Genomic DNA, 22,080 nt, shown 5'->3' with positions numbered 1-22,080 from the left:
GCACAAAATGATAGAAATTTTTAAACAAAAAAGCGAACAATTATTTAATCAAGTAAAAAACGATGAAAGGTGGGATATCAATAACCAAACCTTGTTTAATGTTTTTGCTTTAAGTTACTATGGCTATAGTTTCGGCGTCGGAAATTTATTATGCTTTTTAGACCCAACCGAAATAAATGCGTTTGTAAAACATAAATTAATAGAACTAGGGGGTGCAGAAAAATATATAAGTGGTTTAATTGACTTTGCCTACGATACTTTTTTACAACCAACAGAGGGGGTTAATGCCCAACTGGTAGGAATTGGACACAGTCATTTTGCGGCAGAAGACACAACTGAACTAACCAAAGCAATATTTAATAATGCAAAAAGTATTCAACAAGCTTAGGCTTATCATCTAAAGAAATCAAAATGAAAAATTCCTATTCAGTTTTAATGCTTTCCCTAATCATAATGCTTTTTGCTGCGTGTGGCCCAACTATTTCTGGCAAGGATGAGCAAGCTTTTAAAACATCAAAAGCTAAAATGGAAGAAAAATTAGACAAAGAAGAAAAAGAAAACCTGGAGAAAGCTTTGCGGATAATCGTTGTAAAAGCGATGAAAGAGAAATGGAATTCCCCGAAGAAATATGGAGGAAAATCATTCGACAAAATTTCCATGGAAATGATTGATGGCAAAAGCTACAGCGCCATCATCAGCTATGCTGAAGACTTTTTAAAAGCCGACCGAGATGAAAAAATAGCCAGCAAAAAAGCCGAAATTGATAGTTTAGAAAAAGATAAGCTTAAAGCAATTGAAATAATTAAGAAAATAGATGCTTTTAAATTGACTAAAATCTCCATTAGTGAAGATGTGTTTTTTTCCGATGATCCCAAACAGCCTTTTTTGGATTTAACTTTTACAAACACTTTTAAAGAAAATTTAATTGGAGAGTATATGTTTTACATTAATATTTATTCCAAAAAAACAGGAGAATTAATAGCTTCAGAAGGTCAGGGAGGTACTTGGAATGATGATTATGTTTTAAAACCAAATGAAAATTTCGATTATCACCAACCCTTGCTACATAATGCGGTTCAACATTCTAACTTATGGAAAACTGCAAAATATCCTATCACCGATTTTTCTCCATATGATTTGGTAATCAAAGCTTATGCCACTAAAATAACAACCAAAAAGGGTGGAACCATTGAAAGACCAAAAGCCGATGCAGCTTATTTTGATGCTGAAATTAAAAAGCTAAACGAAGAAATTAAAGCACTTAAAGAAACAAAAGCAACTTTGGATGAACTGGAATTGACGGATAAGAAGTAAAGATGAAAAAACTGATATTAATCTTAATTATCGCTTTGTTTTATGGATGCAGCCAAAACCCAACATTTACAAAAGATAAAATGCTGACTGATTTTTTAGCTGTTGATGCAATAGAAAAAGCGGAAATTCATAATAATTACGGAACGTTTTTACTGAACAAAATACAGCTAGAAAACCTGAAAACAGCATTAAAAAAATTGAATTACGAGCCAAATCAAGACATTAAAGTTGGTGCAAAAGGAGTTTCGTTTACTATTAATAAAAAAGAATACCATTTATCTATGCGTACCAATGGAGAAATGGCAGAGATATTTGTAAATAACGAAAGCTTGGTTTTTAAAACAAATGGTTTAAACCTCGATAATTATAAGAAAGATTAGTTTAATGTTACTGGTTACGCTGATAGAGGAATAATTGACACGAAGCTAAAATAATTAAGTATCTCAACAAAACCTCGAAAAACGCCATTTAAGAAACGCAAATGAAGAATATATGGATACTTACAATGCTCTTACTGGTGCAATTTTTTGCTTTTGGACAAAATGAAGAGAAAAGCTATTACGACAATGGTAAATTAAGACAGCTAGGCTTATACGATGCGAATAACGAAAGAACTGGTGAATGGAAGTGGTATCATGAAAATGGAAAATTAGCGACGATTGGAAAATACGAAAATGATAAGCAAACAGGCGAATGGAAAGATTATTTCCCAAATGGAAAATTAAGTGAAATAGGAAGATGGGATAACGGAAAACTAACAGGAAAATGGGAAAGCTACTATATTGATGGTAAAATATATAAAACAGGAGTGTATGCCAATGGAAATGAAACAAATGAGTGGAAAGTATATTCCGAAAATGGTCAATTGTTGGAAATAGGAAGCTATGAAAATGGAAAAAAAATAGGCGAATGGAAAAAATACCACGAAAACGGACAACTCTTATCTATCGGAAATTACGAAAACCAAAATAAAACGGGAGAGTGGAAATATTACTATGAAAGTGGGCAATTAGAACAAATTCAACATTACAAAAATGGTATTGAAGTTGAAGAATGGAAATCGTTTTATGAGGATGGAAAACTTGCAAGTATAGAAATGTATAACAATGGACAGCTGATTGGGCTGTCAAAAAGATACCACGAAAATAACCAATTATGGATAATTGGGAACTATGAAAATGGCAAACAAACTGGCGAATGGAAATGGTTTCATGATAATGGAAAACTGAAAACTGTTGGTAGTTATATTAATGGAAAAAGCGCTGGCGAGTGGCGAGCTTACCATGAAAATGAGCAATTAGAAAAAATTGGGCAATATGATGAAAATGGAAAACGAACAGGCGAATGGAAAACATATCACGATAACGGAAAACTGGAAAGTATCGGAAAATCTAGTAATGGAAAGCAGATTGGTGAATGGAAATATTACGATAGGAAAGGCAAGTTAATTAATCAAAAACTTTAGAAATGGTAAATACACAACAGCAAATTTGCTTAAAAGTTAAAAAGCATTGATCAACAAATCTGATTGGCATCGAAACTGAAAAACGTTTAAAAAAATGAGCATAGATGAATATTCTGAACTCTACTTAACTATAAAATTGATTTTTGCCGTTTCAGTTTTTTTTGGACTTATTGGTTTTTCAATTGCCTTTATTTCGCAGTTCGAAATCAAGTTTTTGAAATACAGAAAAGTTGGAATTATATTAATATTCAATGCGATTTTTTTTGGCTTTTTAACCTACAACATCTATACAAATATGATAGAAAAGATTAGAAACGAAGTTAAAATGATAGTAAGTGATGTAGGTACTAAAATTTACCACCAAGAGGATGTGTTTAGCAAATTCTCTTCGAAAGAACTGAAAAATGAAATACTAAAAATGAAAGACTATAATTCTCATCATTCTGGTTATGGAGAAGGTATGAGTTTGACAATAGTGAATAAGAAAATAAAAACTTTTCATCTCACACTTTACAGGGATACACAAATAAGTAATGAATATTGGGTGTTCTCAGATAAATACGATTTTATGACAACTGACGATGAGATTGGAAGAATACATAGTGATATTTTAAATTAAACTGTGCTAACGTTTACCGCTTAATTTTCAACTATGATAAAAATTAGGGCATTAATTTGTTTATTTCTCAGCTTTATAGCTGTAAGCCAGCAATCATGCATCTCTAGGCTTAGGCGGCCAGAAATTACTGGCGTAATTGTAGATTACGATAAAAACCCCATTGCCAATTGCAAGGTTGGAGAAGCTTTAACAGATAAAAATGGAGGGTTTAAGCTTGCTGAAGAGCGTTACAATGCATTTTTGTTGACTGAAATATTTGCTATGGAAGCTCCTCCCTTAATGGTTTTTGAGCCGGTAGAAAAAGAAGGTTTTGAAAAAGATGCAGTTTCAATGTATAGTACAAGAGGCGGTGGGCAATCAAAAGGTGCGAAATATAAAATTGATACTATTTTTTTAAGAAGAACCAACCAAACATTTGATATATCAGCTTTGCTAAAAAATAGCGATTGGAAATTAGCCTTTACCAAACAGGCTGATACCGTTTATTTGCTTAAAGATGGTTTTAGAGAATGGTGTAAAACAGATAGGTGCAGTCCGTTTTACAGCGAGTATCAAGGGCTTGTAGACAACGCCTATACTGGTGCTAAAAATCTTCCAGAGGGAATGATTAGGAGAATGATAGAGGTGAGGTTTGATGCAGAAAAATCACCATTTAAAATAAATATGATTTGCGAATATAATAGCACTTTTGATGGGCCAAACAGACCAGCAGATACCACAAATTCAAAAGGGAGCTATCAGGTTTTGAACAATACGAAAATGCTATTCGATGCAGGTAAACTCAAAGAGCTTACGGGGAAATACAATATCTCTGATGTAGATTTATATCAAATGAAATTAACCAAGGTGAAATGAAAAAAATCGGCTTACTTTTATTCATTTTATTTGGCTTAGCAAAAATTGTTACGGCCCAAACTAAAACAGACAGCTTATATAAAAAAGCCGATGAACTTGCTCGTTTGGTTTATAGCATCGATAACCCCTATGAATACGATCCGGTAAGAATTATTTATACGGATAGTATCAAACCCAAACCTTTTAATGAGGTCAGCTACAGTTGGGCCTTATCACTTTTTAAACTGCAAAAAGATAGGATCGAAATATTTGGAGATAAATTCTCTATCTCATATAACAATATCAAAATTGAACTTTTTAAACCTATTAAACAGGTGATCTCCATGTGCCCAAAATTGGAATTAAACTCAAATGATGGTAAAAATTTTCGTTCCAAAAATGGTTTGGTTAGCCTTTCCACTGTTAAATATAAAGGTGTTGATTATATCGTTGAAATGCAGGTTAATGACAGCAAATTGAATGACAGGGAAGTAAAAAATTATGGTATTATATTGGTCGATGGGTTTCCGGTAACGCATAACCATGATCCAATAGAAACCACGGATGCATTTAATAAGAAAGCAATTGATATGGCCCATCAAATTAGTGGTTATGGTAGATATGGATCTTACAGGTTTAGGTTGCGAAAGGTAGATAATGAATTGCTACAGATTGCCAGTTTAACTTATTCGAAAGCATACATCGAAAAATTACAGCAGAAAAGTATTAATTTTTCTTTTAGATGGGAAAATGATTTTGCTAGACATATTTATAAAATTGGTTTTTATATTGATGGTATCGATCCAGATAAGAAAGAACTAGAAGCACCAAGAGCGAATTAAAATGACGGTAATCATCATCTTGTTTTTTATTATTTGCCCCAATGCTGGCTATCTGTTTTACAAGCAGGTAAGGCAAAATGCAAAACCTGCAATTGTGGTTGGGGAGTTTATTTTTATAGGTCTTTTTATCCTGTCTATTAGTTTATTTGGTATGATCTGGCTTTTTAATGGCGATGATTATTATACCTCAATAGATGTGGTAGATGGTGGCTATACGCCACTCGCTTTCAAGCACTTGCCAACACTCTTGGTGTTTTTTACACTTGCCATTTTCAGCCTAATTAAACTTTGGTATAAGCGCAATAATTTGCCGCCTTTGCTATTTTCAATCTGTGTAGTTTTTGTGATTATTGGTCTGCCTATAAGCTTGTCTGTTCTTATTCAAACGGGTAGTAATACAATACACAATAAAGGAGAGTTTTTCTTTGTACCACTACCATTCTTTTACATTGTTACAAGCATTATCATTTTAAACAAAATTGTAAGCAACGAAATTAAATTTTCGCCCACTAAAATTTATCGCAACAAATATCTAAACCAGCTAAACCAAAAACTAGCCCAAGCCAAAGTACTTCCTTTATGGATTTTTTTGATGATTTTGCCAGTTTTCGCCATAGTAACAGCTATTTTAATACTCTTCGGGCAACATGTCAATTCTATAACTAAAGTGTTTACAGAAACCACTACCTGGACATTCTCGCAAAAAACACATCCTCCATTTTTAGACCATAAAGGGCATTACCTCTGTACAGTTGCTGTTTGCGGAACACCTGCAATTGTAAAACCTTTACGGCTTGGCAAAAGACATGGGCACGAAATTATTGTGAACAGACAGTTGTTAATTGCCAATGCTTTTGAAGAATTGATACAAGAAAACGCACCTCGTTTACACAAAGTGATTAGAGGTTTTTACGATAAATATGGCTATCCGCTATCAAAAAAAATTACTACAGCCAAGGCTTCAAACGCAGTTTATATCTTAATGAAACCTTTAGAATATTTCTTTTTAATGGTGTTGTACTTGTTTAGTGCCAAACCCGAAGAAAAAATAAACAAACAATATGAAATTTAAGATAACTGCCATTTTCATGTTGTTTGTCTCGTTCAGTTGCATCGGGCAAGAAGTAAAACCTACAAAAATGGAAGAGAAAACGAGCACAGTTCCTGTAGAACCTTTAGGTTTAATTAAACAGCGTAAACCAGTTGGCGATTTTATGCCCGATTTTAATGTAGAAACAGATTTTTTAATAGCAAAAATTGGTGATCAGCAATACGCCATTAAATCTTCCGACTTAGTGCCATTAGTTTTAGATGTGAGTTGGATGAGCAGTATTCCACGTTGGAACGCCTACATCAGTTATTACAAGGAAGGCAGGTCTGTTTACACCAATGCGCAATATGTATTAAATATCGACCCGAAAAATCTTGACCCCAAAATTTTTAAAAAGCTCAACTATCAAAAGGAAATAATTAAAGACGAAGAAACGTATGTAGCCAAGCGAAAAGAACTTGAAAAATCTAATGAAGGGAGATGGTATGAAAGAAAACGTTACTTTATTGAACACGAGACGAATAAATACTTCCTGTATTTTATTGTGCATATCCCTTTAACTCTTGCCGAATTAACGGCCTTGCCCTCGAAGTTAGCAGATTATAATCCCGCTGAATATTACCGTGCAAACGGTAAAGAGAAATTCGAGAACAGTATTAAAAGTAGGACTATCGAATATAATCGTTGCGAATATTATTTTACAACAGCTGATAAAAACGAGAGAGTTTATGGAGGTTATAATGCCAACAACGAGGGCCAGTTTCTGGTGCCGGTAAAAGTTTATTGCAGGTTAACTATAGATAATTGTCGAGCAAAATTTGATGCCAAGACGATGCAACTGTTTTACGGCAAACCCATTGGGATTTATAAAGGAGCAGAGGAAAAAAATGAAGCGTATATTTTAGAATGGTTCGATTTTTAAAACGATTGACATTCTCTAATAGAAAGATATGGGTCATGTGTCCCGCTTAATTAAGCCAAGGTTTTTAAAGCGGTCGTCATTGCGAGGAACGAAGCAATCTCATTGCTGTTTAGCTTTCTACTTTCGAAAAGGAGATTGCTTCGGGCGATGAAAAATCGACCCTCGCAATGACGAAGCTTTTTTAACTTAATGACATTGAGGAGAAAGTGGGAGGATTAAACAACATAAACTAGAAAACAAACAATGAAAAAAATACTTATCATACTATTATCAGCACTGTCTTTTTTTGAATTAAAAGCGCAAGATGCCAAAGTTACTTCAATTATAAATTTCACTGGATTGATCGATAAATATCCGATAGAAATGAAATTGGAAATGAACCAAAAGAACGATAGTATAGCTGGCGAATACTACTACAAAAAGAATGGCAATACCGAGAAAATAATTCTCGAGGGCAAATTAATAGATGGCGAACTCAACTTGCAAGAAAGCACCTACAATATCGCAAAGCGGAAATATGAAATCACAGGGAAATTCAGACTTAATTATATAGACCAGATTTATTTGAGCGGCAGTTGGCAAAAACCTGGTAAAGACGCAGCATATCTAACCGTAAAACTGACAGCTAGAGAAAATTTAAAGGCATTTAATCCTTCCAATTACGTTTTTCAGTACTCCCGAAACCGAGCGAAGATAGATAACCTTCCAGCCGATGCGCAATATTATTTCAATCTGGTTTTGCTCAAGGTCTTCGTAAACAAAAGCCAGCGCTGGATTTTTACAGATTTTCATGATGTTTTTATGAAAGAAGCCGAAGTTTTGCTCGAGGATCTGAATTTTGATGGTTACCTCGATATTAAAATCCCCATCTATTACCCAGGCGTAGCCAAAGGCGATTACTCTTTCCTGTATTTTATCTATCAACCCGAAAAACGTGGATTTATCCAAAGCAAACAGTTGAATGATTTAGGTGTGATATTTTTTGATGCCGTTAAAAAAGAAGCCCAAACCATAGATGCAGATGGAAGCGGAAACGAAGGAACCCAATATTACCGCTGGCAAAATGGAAAACTGTTTCTGGTGAAAGAAGAAAGGGTTTACGAAAACGACAGCTACACGCATTTCACTTATTATAAAATCGAAAACGGAAAATCTGTATTGGTTAAAACCGAAAAGAAAAAATAAAAAATGTTATGCAGTGCTTTTTGCGAATAATAAAGCAAGAGCAACACATTTGTACAAGGCTAGAGCGAATAATTATTATCTATAAAGAGAATAGAAAAGGAGGTTATCTTCAATAAAAAAACTCTCGAATATGGAAAATAATAAGGCAATTCAAAATGCCGAGCGAATAAAGTCTGCTGCGATCGGATTTATTGGCGCTGGAATATTTAGTCAAGGCACATTGTATTTTCAACCTCAATCTAACTACAACATTCCCCGCATTTTATATCCTGTATTTATTTATTTAGGAAATACTGGTCTGGCGGTAACAATGGTTTTGCTCGGGCTTGCACTATTGTTTTTCGGCCTTAGGAAATGGATGGGCCATGGAGGAAAAACTGGCCTATACGCCTTGGTTTCGTTGGCCTCGCTTGCACTGTTTTTTTCTATTTTAATTTTTGCGGGAAAGAAAAAAACGAGCACAGAGGAGTTAGTGAAAACTTCCGAAGAAAACCGACAAAAGGGAATTGATAAAATCAATGCCATGGAAAAACCGGATTTCGGTAATCCAGAGGTTGATCAGCACTTCGCTGCTTTCGAGACACTTTTAAAAGAGTATTCAACTGCCTTTAAAAATAAAAACAAAGCCGAAATTGATGCAAAGGAACAAGCTTATATGGATTGGAGTAGTAGATCAGCAGGTTTAATCCAAAAGCTAGAAACGTCAGAACAGAAACAGCAGTTTGCCCTGTATTTGGCCAAATTATCCATGAAATGGCAGGAAGTGGAGTAGATACTTTTTCACCGTAGCGTCATTGCGAGGAAGCATGACGAAGCAATCTATTTTGCGGGATAGATTGCTTCGTAACCTCGCAATGACGACCTACTTTATAAATTAACCTACCAAAAAAATGCAAATCACTTTAAATTACGCTTACACTCAAGACCAGCTTAAACGAGCTTACCGCTTTAACGTTTTCCCAACGCCACGGGCGAAGTTCTTTTTATTATTTCTAAGCTGTTTTATTTTTGGGGTAGGCATTTCATGCTGGTTTATATCTGAGCCATCTACATCGAATATCCTGCTTATAAAAGCTTTAAAGAACATTATGCTAGCAACATGTTTAATTTGGTTGTCTGTGCTGCTCGCTGTTGCGCTAAATTATTATTACCTGCCAATTTATGCTTTTAAACAAAGCCCATTTTACAGAGGTAATTTTACCATTAATTTATTTACAGAAGGATTGGCTTTTAAACAGCAGCTTGTTGAGAAAGAAAGTAGTAGCAATCGAGATGGCTTTGTGTATTGGGGAGCATTTACCAAGAAAGCTGAAAATGAAGAGTTTATTATGCTGTTTCAGGGCAGAAAGCATTCAATTTTGCCCAAGTCATCGTTTTTAAGTATTGCTGAGTTGGAAGAATTTAGATCGTTTTTAATGGAACAAAAACATATTAAAACAAAGAAGTTTAATGGGGCAGAAATTTGGATAAAGAACTAATGTAATGACTATTTATAGGAAAAATATTCTAGTAATCATACTGGCAATTGCCGGCTTTATCTTAAGTATTGTCTATGGATATTTTTTTCGCAATTTCATCCAACAACCTGATTTCAAGTTGAAAGACAGCCAATATAAATTGCTGCCAGAAGGGGTAAAGACGGAAAGATACAGTGTGACTCGTCTTTTCAAAAATTCCTACAGAGATAATCTTTCGAAGCCTTATTATTTCGCTTCAAGAAAGAATATCATTCTTATTAAACATCATGAAGATAAGAGGAAACAATCATTTTATAAAATAGATAGCTTAGGAAATGTGGCCGATAGCATTACATTCAACAACGATTATAGTACTATTCTCCGTGGCGATTATATATTGCAAAACACAGCATATTCAAGCTGGATATTAGATGGCGATACCACCACTAAAAAATACATTGAGCTTAATGCCAGTGTTGACTGGCCGAAAGATAAAGTTGAAGAGGAATTTTCCAGACTAAATCAAAAAGCTACAGACGTGTTCTATTTCAAATTCGATCGCTTATGGAAGTACGATGATCCAAATAGAAACCGTGAAATAGATAAGGCCATATTTTTAATTAACGGAAAATGGGTTGCACTTTATGGTAAGAAATTATATGTAAATCTTGATGACCTCCCTGATGCTCAGCTACCAAATCTGGTTCCTGATAGTAAAGCCTTTGATAAACCCAATTCAATCGTCTATGTTGCTGATTATCAAAAAATAAACCGGGTGAAAAAAAACAACTGGTATGGGTTCGCTTACATCAATTTATTTTATAAAACAGATACAATTAAAATTAAGGCGAAGTTATTCCAGAATGAAAAGCCAAAAAACGATCAAGGGAAGTATCCTACATACAATTTTGGCTACTATAAACCTAAAAATCTGCCATACGCACTCCTCTATGAAGATGATGTTTATTATATCATTAAACCCAAAAATAGCAATGAAAATTAAGCTGTCATTTATTAAAGCCTTTTTAATTGCATTAACAACCACCATTGGTTTTCTGATTTATGTATTCATAAATCCTGAGTTAAATAGCGGTTATGGTGGCCTGTTTTTTTTTAGCATTAGCCCAGCTATATTAGTTGGTGTAGTTGTTTATTGTTATATCATTAAATTTTTCGATCATGCAGGTTTATTGGCGCCACATTTCATCTTTAGGTTCTTGGTGCCATTTTTAGTGATCTCGCTGGTGATTTGGATTGCTGTCAACACTGGAGACGATCCATTGATCGAGGCTTTTCAACAATACAATTTCCATGATTATATTAGTTACTTTTTCAATTTCGCTTTGTCGGCTCTTTTGCCATTGGCAATAGTTTTTGCGGCCATCACGGGAATGCTGGAGATAGGTAATAATGAAGCTATACAAGAATAAATAAGCAATAAAATGATGAAGAAATATTTAATGCTGTGCATAGTTTTTGGTCTTTTGGCTTCAAGCTGCCAAAGTGAGCCCAAACCTATTAAAGCGAATAACAAACGCGATGTTAATGTATCCAAGTTCGATACAGCTACCAAAACTATTCATGTTTTTGTAGCGCTTTGCGATAACAAATATCAAGGTATTGTTCCTGTACCAAAAGCCATTGGCAATGGCCAAGATCCCGATAATAATTTGTATTGGGGATGTGCAAATGGAATCAGGAGCTATTTCAAAAAGAGTAAAGAGTGGAAGTTGCTGAAAACGCAAAAGTTGGATAAAATACGAATGGAGCGTTTGGTTTTTAAACACGTTAGCAAAAATTACTACCTCGTTGCAGATGCGTATGACGGGCAATACATTAAAAAAACAACTACAGATTTTCTTTATAGTGCCGCGGGGCAGTTGAAAGATACTATCAACATAAATAAAACAACCATTGGGATAAACGGTAATGCAAAAATGGTGGCTTACATAGGCCATGATGGTTTAATGGATTTTCAGCTGGATGAAAATTTTAGCAACGCTGATGGCAAACAACGAGATGCCATTATTTTGGCCTGCATCAGCAAAAAATATTTTGCACCCCATTTAAGCCAGGCAAAAGCAAATCCACTACTGTGGACAACCGGATTAATGGCGCCCGAAGCTTATACTTTACACGATGCTTTGAGCAGTTATATTGCTGGTGGAACTGCCGATCAAATCCGCACCAAAGGCGCTATGGCTTATACCAAATTTCAGAAGTGCAGTTTAAAAGCATCTAAAAATTTATTGGTTACCGGATATTAATTAAGAGTTAAAAGCTCAATTAACCCTATGAAAGGATTCACTTTAATTTTGTTTTTATGCTATGGAATAACCACTTTGGGGCAGCAGAAAAAGGTTATCTCAGTAGGGTTTATAGCCACTTATGATCAGCTTCCAAAAATAAAATTCGAGCAAAGCAATCAGGCCGAATTCGATCAAATTAAACCAGCTAAACAATTTTCGAAACCCTTACTTAAACCATCAAAAACACATCATCTTATTCTAACGAAAGAAAAACTTTTCCAGTTAAAAAAGTACAAAGATTATGGGTTAGCAGGAGGTTTTTGCGGCTATGAGTATTTAGGATACTATTCAAAGCTGAAAATATATGCACTTAGCGATAATTCAACTTCAGAAAATTTAGGATTTGGCACCATGGTACTAATTGATAGTATCACAGCTTACCAATACCAAATAATTTCAATAGGTGATGGCGCAGTAGAAACGCCCATTGCATCTCCTAATGGCAAGTATTTTCTTTACTTTTATAACTGGATTTACGACCCTAATAGTTGCTTTATTGGTCTGTTAAAAGTGGGAGATAGACAACAGCCACAAAAATTTTTGAGAGAATACTCGAGCTTCGAAACTAAAAATTGGGCAGTAGAAAAAATAAAATGGATCGATGATCAAACCTTTATTGTTAAAGCTTTTAAAATTGACAAAGCAAACGGCAGAACAAAATCATTTCACTATTTTAAAAGCAAAATAGAATGAAGAATTTAATTATAGTAATAGTATTAAGCTGTTCTTTTATTGCATGCACTGAAAGTAAAAAAACAGAGAACCAGACAGTTACAGTTGAAGATACCGCAAATGTTTTACCTTCTAAAAAAGCTGAAGGAAAGATGCTCAATCAACATAAATTGATTGAAGAGTTGACGAAGCTACAATCTGCGCTAGAAAATAAAAATCCAGAAGAATTAGGGAACTTTTTTCTATTCCCCGTAAGAGATACTGCTTTAATTATTTCTGAGGTAAACCCAGATTTTGATCTACAACGGTCAGCCAATAATAATCAGTTAACCGAAGAAATGTTAATCCACCACTTCTCCAGATTATACGATTATTGGGATTTAACTGAGTTCTCAAATCTTTTTAAGCATTTGAATTTGAAAGAATTGGAGTATAAAGATAACATCAGTAATACCCATCATATCAAAGATGATGGCTGCTATTATATCTATTCCATTAAGGTAATAAATAAAGAAGTCATCATTTCTTATGGAACAAATTCTGATGATGTTTATAGACAACAGCATCCGGATGAGGAAGAGGTTTGTGAAGAATACCAGTGGACATGGATTTTTTTATGGGATGGTCACCATCTTCAAGTTAAAAAACAGCTAATTGCAGGATAATAGACTTGCAGGCGGAGAATGATGTGTCAATACCTTCGCTGTATTGGTTATAGCTATTTATTGGAGGAGTTTGAGATCAATCCACTGATTGTTTGAATTTTGTAAGTAATACTTTGATTGATGCAAGACGACTAACAATTTGCTATTACTTTTGTTGAAGTATAATTACCTAAAATTTAAAAAATGATTGCAACAAAAGGATACGCGGCACAAAACCCAGGTACAGATTTAGCACCCTGGAATTTCGAACGCCGGGAAGTTGGACCACATGATGTTCAATTTGAAATTTTATTCTGTGGCGTTTGCCATTCAGATTTACACCAAATTAAAAATGATTGGTTTCCTGGAATTTTTCCGATGGTTCCTGGTCACGAAATAGTAGGTAGAGTAATAAAAGTTGGAGACCACGTAAAGAAATTTAAAGTAGGTGATTTAGCTGGAACAGGCTGTATGGTTGATTCTTGTCAGGTTTGCGAAAATTGTAAGCAAGATCTGGAACAATATTGTCTGGAAGGAAATACCCAAACTTACAATGGCTTGGAAAGAGACGGGAAAACTCCCACTTATGGCGGTTACTCTGATTCAATCGTGGTAAGAGAAGAATTTGTATTGCATGTCTCTGATAAATTGGATCTTGCAGCTGTTGCTCCACTGTTATGTGCTGGGATCACTACATACTCTCCATTACGCCATTGGAAAGTAGGTAAAGGACATAAACTTGCCGTTCTTGGGCTAGGTGGTTTGGGGCATATGGCCGTTAAATTCGGCGTAGCCTTTGGTGCTGAGGTAACGGTTTTAAGTACATCGCCTAAAAAAGAAGAAGACGCGAAAAAACTCGGTGCTCATCATTTTGTAGTGACTACAGATGCTGAACAGGTTAAAGCGGCTACTGGAACTTTCGATTTCATTTTGGATACCGTTTCAGCGGAACATGATTTCAATATGTATTTATCGCTACTTAGAACTAACGGTGTGCACATTTGCGTAGGTGTTCCACCAAAACCAGCAGAAATTGCTGCTTTTAGTTTATTAGGCGGAAGAAAAAGTTTGGCAGGTTCCGGGATTGGAGGCATTGCCGAAACTCAGGAGATGTTAGATTTCTGTGCGGAAAATAACATCGTTTCTGATATTGAAATGATCGATATGAAAGACATTCAGACTGCTTATGAACGTATGGAAAAAGGAGACGTTCGTTATAGATTTGTAATTGATATGGCAACGCTATAAAAAACAGAAATTTAAGCCCGAAGCCCAGTAGACGTTAATTTACTGGGCTTTTTGTGTTATAAATCGACATTCATTCTCGTTTAGCTTTAGTTTACCATTATTAGATATTTCTCTCACAAAAAGCTTCGCTTCAGCTGATAAAGCGATCTGCCTCTTGGTTCAATTTATATTTTTTTTAAAATTTATGATGATAAGATTGTCCATCTTTATGTAGCGACTCGTCCATGTGAATTAATGTTCGGTACAATTATTTTTGGCTTATACCATTTATAAACATGTTTCTGAGCATTAAAAAAATATACTATCCGAAAGCTTTGGCGTTTTTGCTGTCAGCCCTTTTCCTGAACTTTGCTTCAGCACAGCAAAAAAATTATAATATTGATATTTCCAATGCCGCAGAAGAGATTGTTAATGGTCAACTTAATCTGGGAGGTGTTGATCCACAAGGAAATAAAATCGAGGTAAACAACTACTTCATATCCTATAATAATCAGGCTATAATTCCAATTACTGGGGAGTTTCATTTTAGCAGATACGCTGAAAATTATTGGGACGAATCTATTAAGAAAATGAAGGCAGGTGGCATCTCTATGATTGCTACCTATGTTTTCTGGAACATGCATGAAGAAAAAGAAGGTAGCTTCAATTGGACTGGTAACAGAAATCTCAGAAAGTTTCTTCAATTATGCAAAGCGAACGATGTTCAGGTGATCATCAGGATCGGGCCATTCTGCCATGGAGAAATTAGAAACGGTGGTTTGCCAGACTGGTTACTGTCAAAGCCATTTTCAATTAGATCCAATGATGCTGGATATTTGGCCCATGTAGATAAGCTGTATAATGAAATTGGTAAACAAATGAAAGGGCTGTTTTTTAAAGATGGCGGCCCCGTTGTAGCCACGCAGTTAGAAAACGAATACCAGCACTCTGCTGCGCCATGGGGAATATCTTATCCTGGAGAGCCTTACGATTTCACGGCTTCAGCAAGAGATCGTGCTGTTACCCATCAGGGTGTAGCGGTTTCCGATATTAAAAATCCATATACCGCACTTGGTCAGGATCATATGAAAATGCTTAAAAGTCTTGCCATTAAAAACGGGATAATAACCCCATTGTATACCGCTACCGGTTGGGGAAATGCTGCAATCGTTGAAAATGAAAGCCTGCCCGTTACTGCTGCTTATGCTTATCCAACATGGACAGAGAAGGCCGATATTTCACCTTTTTTCTTGTATAAGGATATGACCAAAGTTCCCGATTACGCTCCGATAAGTTATAATCCGCAAGCTTACCCGGCATTTGCAGCAGAGCTTGGTTCAGGAATTATGAGCACCTACAGTAGAAGACCCACCGTTGCTGCAGAAAGTATGGATGCCTTAATTAATAGGTGTTTAGGAAGTGCGGCCAATGGCCTGGGTTATTACATGTATCATGGTGGGTCTACACCAAGAGGTGAATTTTATTTTAGTGATGAAACTTATGGTTACCCGAAGATTTCATACGATTTTCAGGCTCCTATTGGTGAGTATGGGCAGATTAGGGCGGCGTTTCACCGCTTAAAACTGATCCATTTCTTCTTGAAAGAATTTGGCTATCTTCTGGCTCCGATGGCGGTCACATTACCGCCAGATAATGAGAAAATTAAACCAGAAAACTTAGAAACGTTACGCTATTCGGTAAGGTCTGATGGAAACAGTGGTTTTCTTTTTATCAATAACTTTCAGGATGATGCAAAACCGACCGATAAATCTGGATTAGTAGTAAACCTCAATACCAAAACCGGAAAGATTTCTATTCCAGTCAATATAAAAAGTGGAGAGAATGCTATATATCCCTTTAACCTCAATATTAACGGGGCAAACCTTAAGTATGCAACTGCCCAGCTGCTCACCAAGTTTAATGGTGTAAATCCTTATTACGTTTTTTTCGCTAATGGGCAACAACCTGCAGAGTTGGTGTTTACAAAATCAGCAGGGCTTAAGATAGTTAACCTCAGCAATTGTAAGGTTTCGCAAGCTGGGAACACAATCAAAATTCTACCAGATCTAAAGTCTTTCGCAGAGGTCAGCATAGAGCTGGCGGGGAAAAAGACCAAGGTCTTAATCATTTCAAAAGCAAAAGCGCTGCAATCCTATATAATATCAGCTGATGATCAAAAAGCCATTTGCTTTTCTGAGGCCATTATTTTAAAAGATAAAGATCAATTGCAGTTACTCTCTTTAGGAAAAGCGAATTTTAGTTTATCAGTCTATCCCAAGGGAAGTTTAGTTTTTGAAAATACTTCTGAGATGAAGGTCCAGAAGGATAATTTTCCTACTGATGACTACACGGTTTCAGTTCCTGAGGTTAGTCCTGTATTGGATAAAAATTTAACAGCAGAAGATAAGGTTCAGGTTAAGCTGCCGGTTTTAGAAAAGGGATTGAATGATATTTTTCTAAATATTGATTACTTGGGTGATGTTGGCTTAGCTTATCTTGATAATACGCTTGTTGCAGATGATTTCTTTAAAGGGCTTCCATGGAATATTGGTTTGAAGCAGTTTATCGGGCAGTCGAAATCAAATGAACTTCAGTTTTATTTCAGGCCTATTTACAAAACAGCCCCATACTTGGTAGATCTGTTACCACAGGCTCTACCTAAGTTTGAAAAGGACTCTAAATTAGTCGATATTAAACACTTAACCTTTGTTCCAGAATACACTTTTACCATCAAAATAAAATAGAATGACACAGACAAATACTGGATTTCACAATGGTTATATCATAGGAATTTCTTTTATCTCAGCGCTTGGCGGATATTTATTTGGTTTTGATTTCGCGGTGATTTCAGGGGCGTTACCTTTTTTAAGAACTGAATTTCTGCTTAATGCCTGGTGGGAGGGTTTTCTTACGGGCTCATTGGCTTTAGGTTGTATTGTCGGCTGCCTCGCTGCTGGAAAAATTGCAGATGGATATGGGCGAAAACCAGGCCTTGCAATCGCTGCAATCGTGTTTGCTGTTTCATCTGTTGGCATGGCTTTTTCCACAACCTTAAGCGTATTTGTAGCCATGAGGTTTGCGGCAGGTATAGGTGTAGGTATGGCGTCGATGTTGAGCCCGATGTATATTGCCGAAGTATCTCCTGCAAAAGTAAGAGGAAGAAATGTGGCCATCAATCAACTCACTATTGTTATTGGAATATTGATTACCAATTTGGTTAACTACAAACTCGCAGATATTGGACCTGATGCCTGGCGATGGATGTTTGGCTTGGGCGTTGTGCCATCAGTTTTATTTTTGTTAGGCGTGATTTGGCTGCCAGAAAGCCCTAGATGGTTAATTGTTTCCGGGCAAGCTGAAAAAGCAAAAGCCATCCTGAACAAAATTGGGACCCCCCAATACGTAGAATCAACAATGAATGATATTCAGCGTTCCAATGCTGAAAATACAGGGAAACAAAGTTATGCAGCTGTTTTTGCAAAAGCGGTACGCCCTGCAGTTTTGGTGGGGATTACCCTTGCAGTATTTCAGCAATTATGTGGAATCAATGTCGTCTTCAATTATACTTCAACCATCTTTGAATCTGTTGGGGCCAGCTTAGATAGGCAGCTTTTTGAAACCGTTGCAATCGGCATTGTAAATCTTGTATTTACGTTCTTTGCCATGTGGCAGGTAGACAAACTCGGGCGGAAACCTTTAATGCTTTTCGGTTCAATTGGTTTATCGATTACCTATATTATACTGGCATATTTGCTACAAAGTGGTGCCGCTGCGGGTTTAGTTTCTGTTTTCGTCCTCATTGCGATTAGTATGTACGCCAGCTCTTTGGCGCCGGTTACCTGGGTATTGATTTCTGAAATATTCCCCAATCATATTAGAGGGCTCGCTTCTTCTGTAGCAATTGTATCGCTTTGGGGAGCTTATTTTATTCTAGTTTTCACCTTTCCAATTTTAGCCGAAAAACTCGGTACTTATGGGCCCTTTTACCTGTATGCGGTGATATGCTTTCTTGGGTTTTTATTCGTGTTGAAAAAGGTAAGGGAAACTAAAGGAAAAACGTTAGAGGAATTGGAAAGCACTTTTGTAGGACATTAAAATTAACATCAATAATGAGTATTTCAGAGGTAAAAGTTTGGCAGGAAGAAGTGATCATTCCTACTTACGGTATCGGTAAACCTGATAAAAATCCTATGTTTTTCGAGAAACGTGTCTATCAGGGGAGTAGCGGCGTGGTGTATCCAAACGCGGTAATCGAAAAGATTGAAGATGAAAAAACAGACAAGGCCTACAAAGGCTTGTTTTTGGAAAATCGTTATATCAAAATTATGATCTTACCCGAATTGGGTGGGCGTATCCAAATGGCTTACGATAAAATAAAAAAACGTCATTTTGTATATTATAACCAGGTGATTAAACCAGCGCTGGTTGGATTGACCGGACCGTGGATTTCGGGCGGAATTGAATTCAATTGGCCTCAGCACCATAGACCAAGCACCTTCGAAGCGATTGATTTTGATACCAGCGAAAACAGTGATGGAAGCAAAACTGTGTGGATAAATGAGGTGGAAAGGATGTTTGGAACGAAGGGATTGGTCGGTTTTACCCTGTATTCAGATAGGGCATACGTGGAGATTAAGGCCAAATTGTTTAATAGGACACCATTACCGCAAACTTTTTTGTGGTGGGCAAATCCAGCCGTAAAAGTTAACGATGATTATCAATCCATTTTCCCACCGGATGTGAATGCCGTTTTCGACCACGGCAAACGTGATGTTTCTTCCTTCCCAATTGCAACAGGAACATATTACAAAGTAGACTATTCTCCTGGAACAGATATTTCCAGATATAAAAACATTCCCGTTCCAACCTCATATATGGCCATCAACTCCGATTACAACTTTATGGGGGGCTATGAGCATGACTCAAAAGGGGGGCTATTGCATGTAGCCAATCACCATGTTTCGCCAGGAAAAAAACAATGGACCTGGGGTTATAGTGATTTCGGGCAAGCTTGGGATAGGAACCTTACTGATGAAGATGGGCCCTATATTGAACTGATGACGGGAGTATTCACTGATAATCAACCTGATTTTACCTGGCTGATGCCTTACGAGGAGAAAACATTTACCCAATATTTTCTGCCTTATCGCGAACTTGGACAAGTAAAAAATGCAACAAAAGATATCTTACTCACTGTAACTGCTGAAGAAAGTAAACTCAACTTTAAAATAATGGTAACCTCTATTCAGCCTGCAAGTAAAATCATCGTTTCCATTGGAGGCAAATTGCCTTACAACAATCAGGTAAATCTTCAACCCGAAGAAATTTTCGAGGATTCGATTGCGATTGAGGCTGATTTTGATGAGAAACAGCTGTTGTTTCAGGTTTTGAATGAGCAGGGAAATGAACTGATTCGTTATCAGCCCGCTGAAAACAAAAAAAATGAGATGCCAGAAGCGGCTAAGCCAGCCTTAATGCCGAAAGAAGCGAAGAGCAATGAACAGCTTTTTTTGATTGGTCAACATTTGGAGCAGTACAGGCACGCTACTTTCAGTCCGGTTCCATACTATGAAGAAGCTTTAAACAGAGATGCGTCTGATTTGCGCAACAACAACGCACTCGGACTTTGGTATTTACGCAGAGGTCAGTTTGAAAAAGCCGAACCCTATTTTCAAAATGCTGTTGCAACATCAATAGGTAGAAACCCCAATCCTTACGATAGCGAACCCTATTACAATTTGGGCTTTTGTCTAAAATATCAGGATCAAATTAACGAGGCATATAGTGCTTTTTATAAAGCTACGTGGAGTAAAGCATGGCAGGATACCGCCTTTTTCTCTATTTCCCAAATTGATGTTTTCCGCGGAGATTATCAGCTGGCTGATGAACATATAGATCAGGCTTTGAACCGAAACATGGGAAATAGCAAAGCCTGGGCACTGAAAGCAACGGTGTTACGATATTTAAAAGATTATGAAAAAGCCTTGCTAGTTTGCTCAATCGCTATAGAAAAAGATCGTTTTAATTTAGGGGCGAGGTTTGAACGGTATTTGATTAATGAGGCAATCGGCAATATCGAGGAAGCCAATCTGAATCTTAATCAAGTGTTGATTTTATCTCGGGGTACTGAACATAATTTGTTGGAATATGCCATCGACTATGCGGCTGCAGGATTATTTAGAGAAGCCGGCAGGTTTTTAAAACTGGCCGAAAGAAATGGAAATACTTCTCCAATGGTATATTATTACCTCGCTTGGTTCTCTGCTCAATCTGGAACGATCGAGATTGCAAACCGTTATGTTGAACTCGCTTCTAAAGCGAATTCCTATCTCTGTTTTCCAAATAAACTTACGGATATTAAGGTTTTGCAATATGCCATCGCCAATCAAACATTAGATGCTAAAGCACCGTATTATCTAGGTAATTTATGGTACGATAAACGTCAATACCATGAGGCCATCAAAAGTTGGGAACTGTCCGTTTCGATTGACGATCAGTTTCCCACTGCTCATAGAAATCTCGGTATTGCTTATTTTAACAAACTTAATCAGCCGAATTTAGCATTGGCTTCTTTTCAAAAAGCCTTTAATTTAGATAAAACCGATGCACGGGTATTGATGGAACTCGATCAGTTGTACAAAAGATTGAACTATGGAGTTACTGAGCGCCTGAAATTTCTGGAGGAACATTTAGAAATAGTCTTGCAACGTGATGATCTGTATTTGGAACGATTGTCTATCTATAATTTTATCGGTCAACATGAAAAGGCCTACGAGTTAATCATGTCCAGAAAGTTTCATCCATGGGAAGGAGGTGAAGGCAAAGTTTCTGGTCAATACTTGTACGCCTTAATTGAAATGGCCAAAGCTTATGGTATGCAAAGTAAGTATGATCATGCACTTTCTTTGCTTCAGGAAGCGCAGACATATCCACACAATTTGGGTGAAGGAAAGTTATATGGCGCAGCAGAAAATGATGTATTTTATTGGTTAGGTGTGTGTTACGAAAGGTTAAGTGAATCGAATACCGATGAAGAATATTGTAACATTGCAATCGCTTGTTATCAAAAGGCGACTGAAGGAAATTCGGCTTTAGGGGCGGCAATGTTTTACAATGACCAACAGCCCGATAAAATATTTTATCAGGGTTTGGCCTGGAGAAAACTCGGAGAGGATGATAAAGCTAATATTATCTTTAATGATTTGCTTTCTTATGGACAAACCCATCAGGAAGATCAGGTGGTATTAGACTATTTTGCTGTTTCATTGCCTAACCTGTTAATTTTTGATGATGACTTGAATGTGCGGAATAAAATTCATTGTTTGTATATGTCAGGACTTGGACTCGCGGGTTTAGGGAAAATAGATGAAGCGGTCAAAACTTTCAATTCTATTATTGATTTGGATGCAATGCATTTCGGAGCGAAAAGTCATTTGCTGCTTTTGGCTACTGAAGGTTTGGGAAAGTTGGCAAGTACATAATTAATTAGAGACATGATCTACTTCGATTTTTCATTTTTGTCGCCTCAACTATCTCTTA

At 36.4% G+C, this 22,080-nt stretch carries 21 protein-coding genes; all 21 read left to right on the top strand.

Going from position 1 to position 22,080, the window contains the following annotated elements; genetic code table 11:
* The first annotated feature begins 7 nt into the window (after positions 1-7).
* The 21 genes from ACZZZK_RS01845 to ACZZZK_RS01745 all read left to right on the top strand — a co-directional run bounded on the left by ACZZZK_RS01845 (position 8) and on the right by ACZZZK_RS01745 (position 22,022).
* A complete protein-coding gene (locus ACZZZK_RS01845) occupies positions 8-388 on the top strand; it encodes a hypothetical protein (protein ID WP_463482586.1) in 381 nt (126 codons plus the stop codon).
* Positions 389-411: 23 nt separating this feature from the next.
* Positions 412-1,314, top strand: a complete 903-nt coding sequence (locus tag ACZZZK_RS01840; RefSeq protein ID WP_463482585.1) for a hypothetical protein — start codon at positions 412-414, stop codon at positions 1,312-1,314.
* Positions 1,315-1,316: 2 nt separating this feature from the next.
* On the top strand, positions 1,317-1,694 hold the full coding sequence (locus ACZZZK_RS01835; RefSeq protein ID WP_463482584.1) for a hypothetical protein: 378 nt from the start codon (positions 1,317-1,319) through the stop codon (positions 1,692-1,694).
* Positions 1,695-1,795: 101 nt separating this feature from the next.
* Positions 1,796-2,779 carry a toxin-antitoxin system YwqK family antitoxin gene (locus ACZZZK_RS01830; RefSeq protein ID WP_463482583.1) on the top strand — a complete coding sequence of 328 codons (984 nt, stop codon included), beginning with the start codon at positions 1,796-1,798 and terminating at the stop codon, positions 2,777-2,779.
* Positions 2,780-2,873: 94 nt separating this feature from the next.
* Positions 2,874-3,398 carry a hypothetical protein gene (locus tag ACZZZK_RS01825; protein ID WP_463482582.1) on the top strand — a complete coding sequence of 175 codons (525 nt, stop codon included), beginning with the start codon at positions 2,874-2,876 and terminating at the stop codon, positions 3,396-3,398.
* Positions 3,399-3,431: 33 nt separating this feature from the next.
* Positions 3,432-4,253 (top strand): hypothetical protein, encoded by an 822-nt coding sequence (locus ACZZZK_RS01820; RefSeq protein WP_463482581.1) that lies wholly within the window; start codon positions 3,432-3,434, stop codon positions 4,251-4,253.
* Positions 4,250-5,074 carry a hypothetical protein gene (locus tag ACZZZK_RS01815; RefSeq protein WP_463482580.1) on the top strand — a complete coding sequence of 275 codons (825 nt, stop codon included), beginning with the start codon at positions 4,250-4,252 and terminating at the stop codon, positions 5,072-5,074. The genes ACZZZK_RS01820 and ACZZZK_RS01815 overlap by 4 nt, the downstream gene beginning before the upstream one ends.
* Before the next feature lies 1 nt (position 5,075).
* Positions 5,076-6,146, top strand: coding sequence for a DUF6688 domain-containing protein (locus tag ACZZZK_RS01810; RefSeq protein ID WP_463482579.1), 1,071 nt, complete (start codon positions 5,076-5,078; stop codon positions 6,144-6,146).
* On the top strand, positions 6,136-7,047 hold the full coding sequence (locus ACZZZK_RS01805; RefSeq protein ID WP_463482578.1) for a hypothetical protein: 912 nt from the start codon (positions 6,136-6,138) through the stop codon (positions 7,045-7,047). Before ACZZZK_RS01810 ends, ACZZZK_RS01805 begins: the two co-directional genes overlap by 11 nt.
* 243 nt (positions 7,048-7,290) lie before the next feature.
* Positions 7,291-8,232, top strand: a complete 942-nt coding sequence (locus ACZZZK_RS01800) for an XAC2610-related protein (RefSeq protein ID WP_463482577.1) — start codon at positions 7,291-7,293, stop codon at positions 8,230-8,232.
* Positions 8,233-8,362: 130 nt separating this feature from the next.
* Positions 8,363-9,004 carry a hypothetical protein gene (locus tag ACZZZK_RS01795; protein ID WP_463482576.1) on the top strand — a complete coding sequence of 214 codons (642 nt, stop codon included), beginning with the start codon at positions 8,363-8,365 and terminating at the stop codon, positions 9,002-9,004.
* 118 nt (positions 9,005-9,122) lie between these two features.
* Entirely contained in the window at positions 9,123-9,710 is a 588-nt protein-coding gene (locus ACZZZK_RS01790) for a YcxB family protein (protein ID WP_463482575.1), read from the top strand.
* Positions 9,711-9,714: 4 nt separating this feature from the next.
* Complete coding sequence (locus tag ACZZZK_RS01785; RefSeq protein ID WP_463482574.1) at positions 9,715-10,692, top strand: hypothetical protein; 978 nt, start codon at positions 9,715-9,717, stop codon at positions 10,690-10,692.
* Positions 10,682-11,119, top strand: a complete 438-nt coding sequence (locus ACZZZK_RS01780; RefSeq protein WP_463482573.1) for a hypothetical protein — start codon at positions 10,682-10,684, stop codon at positions 11,117-11,119. Before ACZZZK_RS01785 ends, ACZZZK_RS01780 begins: the two co-directional genes overlap by 11 nt.
* A 12-nt stretch (positions 11,120-11,131) precedes the next feature.
* Positions 11,132-11,956 carry a hypothetical protein gene (locus tag ACZZZK_RS01775; protein ID WP_463482572.1) on the top strand — a complete coding sequence of 275 codons (825 nt, stop codon included), beginning with the start codon at positions 11,132-11,134 and terminating at the stop codon, positions 11,954-11,956.
* A 27-nt stretch (positions 11,957-11,983) separates the two neighbouring features.
* Positions 11,984-12,691: a hypothetical protein gene (locus ACZZZK_RS01770; RefSeq protein ID WP_463482571.1), complete on the top strand. Its 708-nt coding sequence runs from the start codon at positions 11,984-11,986 to the stop codon at positions 12,689-12,691.
* A complete protein-coding gene (locus tag ACZZZK_RS01765) occupies positions 12,688-13,335 on the top strand; it encodes a hypothetical protein (protein WP_463482570.1) in 648 nt (215 codons plus the stop codon). Before ACZZZK_RS01770 ends, ACZZZK_RS01765 begins: the two co-directional genes overlap by 4 nt.
* Positions 13,336-13,518: 183 nt before the next feature.
* On the top strand, positions 13,519-14,562 hold the full coding sequence (locus ACZZZK_RS01760; RefSeq protein WP_463482569.1) for an NAD(P)-dependent alcohol dehydrogenase: 1,044 nt from the start codon (positions 13,519-13,521) through the stop codon (positions 14,560-14,562).
* Positions 14,563-14,837: 275 nt separating this feature from the next.
* On the top strand, positions 14,838-17,285 hold the full coding sequence (locus ACZZZK_RS01755; protein ID WP_463482568.1) for a beta-galactosidase: 2,448 nt from the start codon (positions 14,838-14,840) through the stop codon (positions 17,283-17,285).
* A gap of 1 nt (position 17,286) precedes the next feature.
* Positions 17,287-18,636 carry a sugar porter family MFS transporter gene (locus ACZZZK_RS01750; RefSeq protein ID WP_463482567.1) on the top strand — a complete coding sequence of 450 codons (1,350 nt, stop codon included), beginning with the start codon at positions 17,287-17,289 and terminating at the stop codon, positions 18,634-18,636.
* A gap of 14 nt (positions 18,637-18,650) precedes the next feature.
* Positions 18,651-22,022: a DUF5107 domain-containing protein gene (locus ACZZZK_RS01745; RefSeq protein WP_463482566.1), complete on the top strand. Its 3,372-nt coding sequence runs from the start codon at positions 18,651-18,653 to the stop codon at positions 22,020-22,022.
* Positions 22,023-22,080: the final 58 nt, after the last annotated feature.

The organism is Pedobacter sp. AC163 (assembly GCF_979258665.1).
This window is presented reverse-complemented; position numbering and strand designations above follow the sequence as displayed.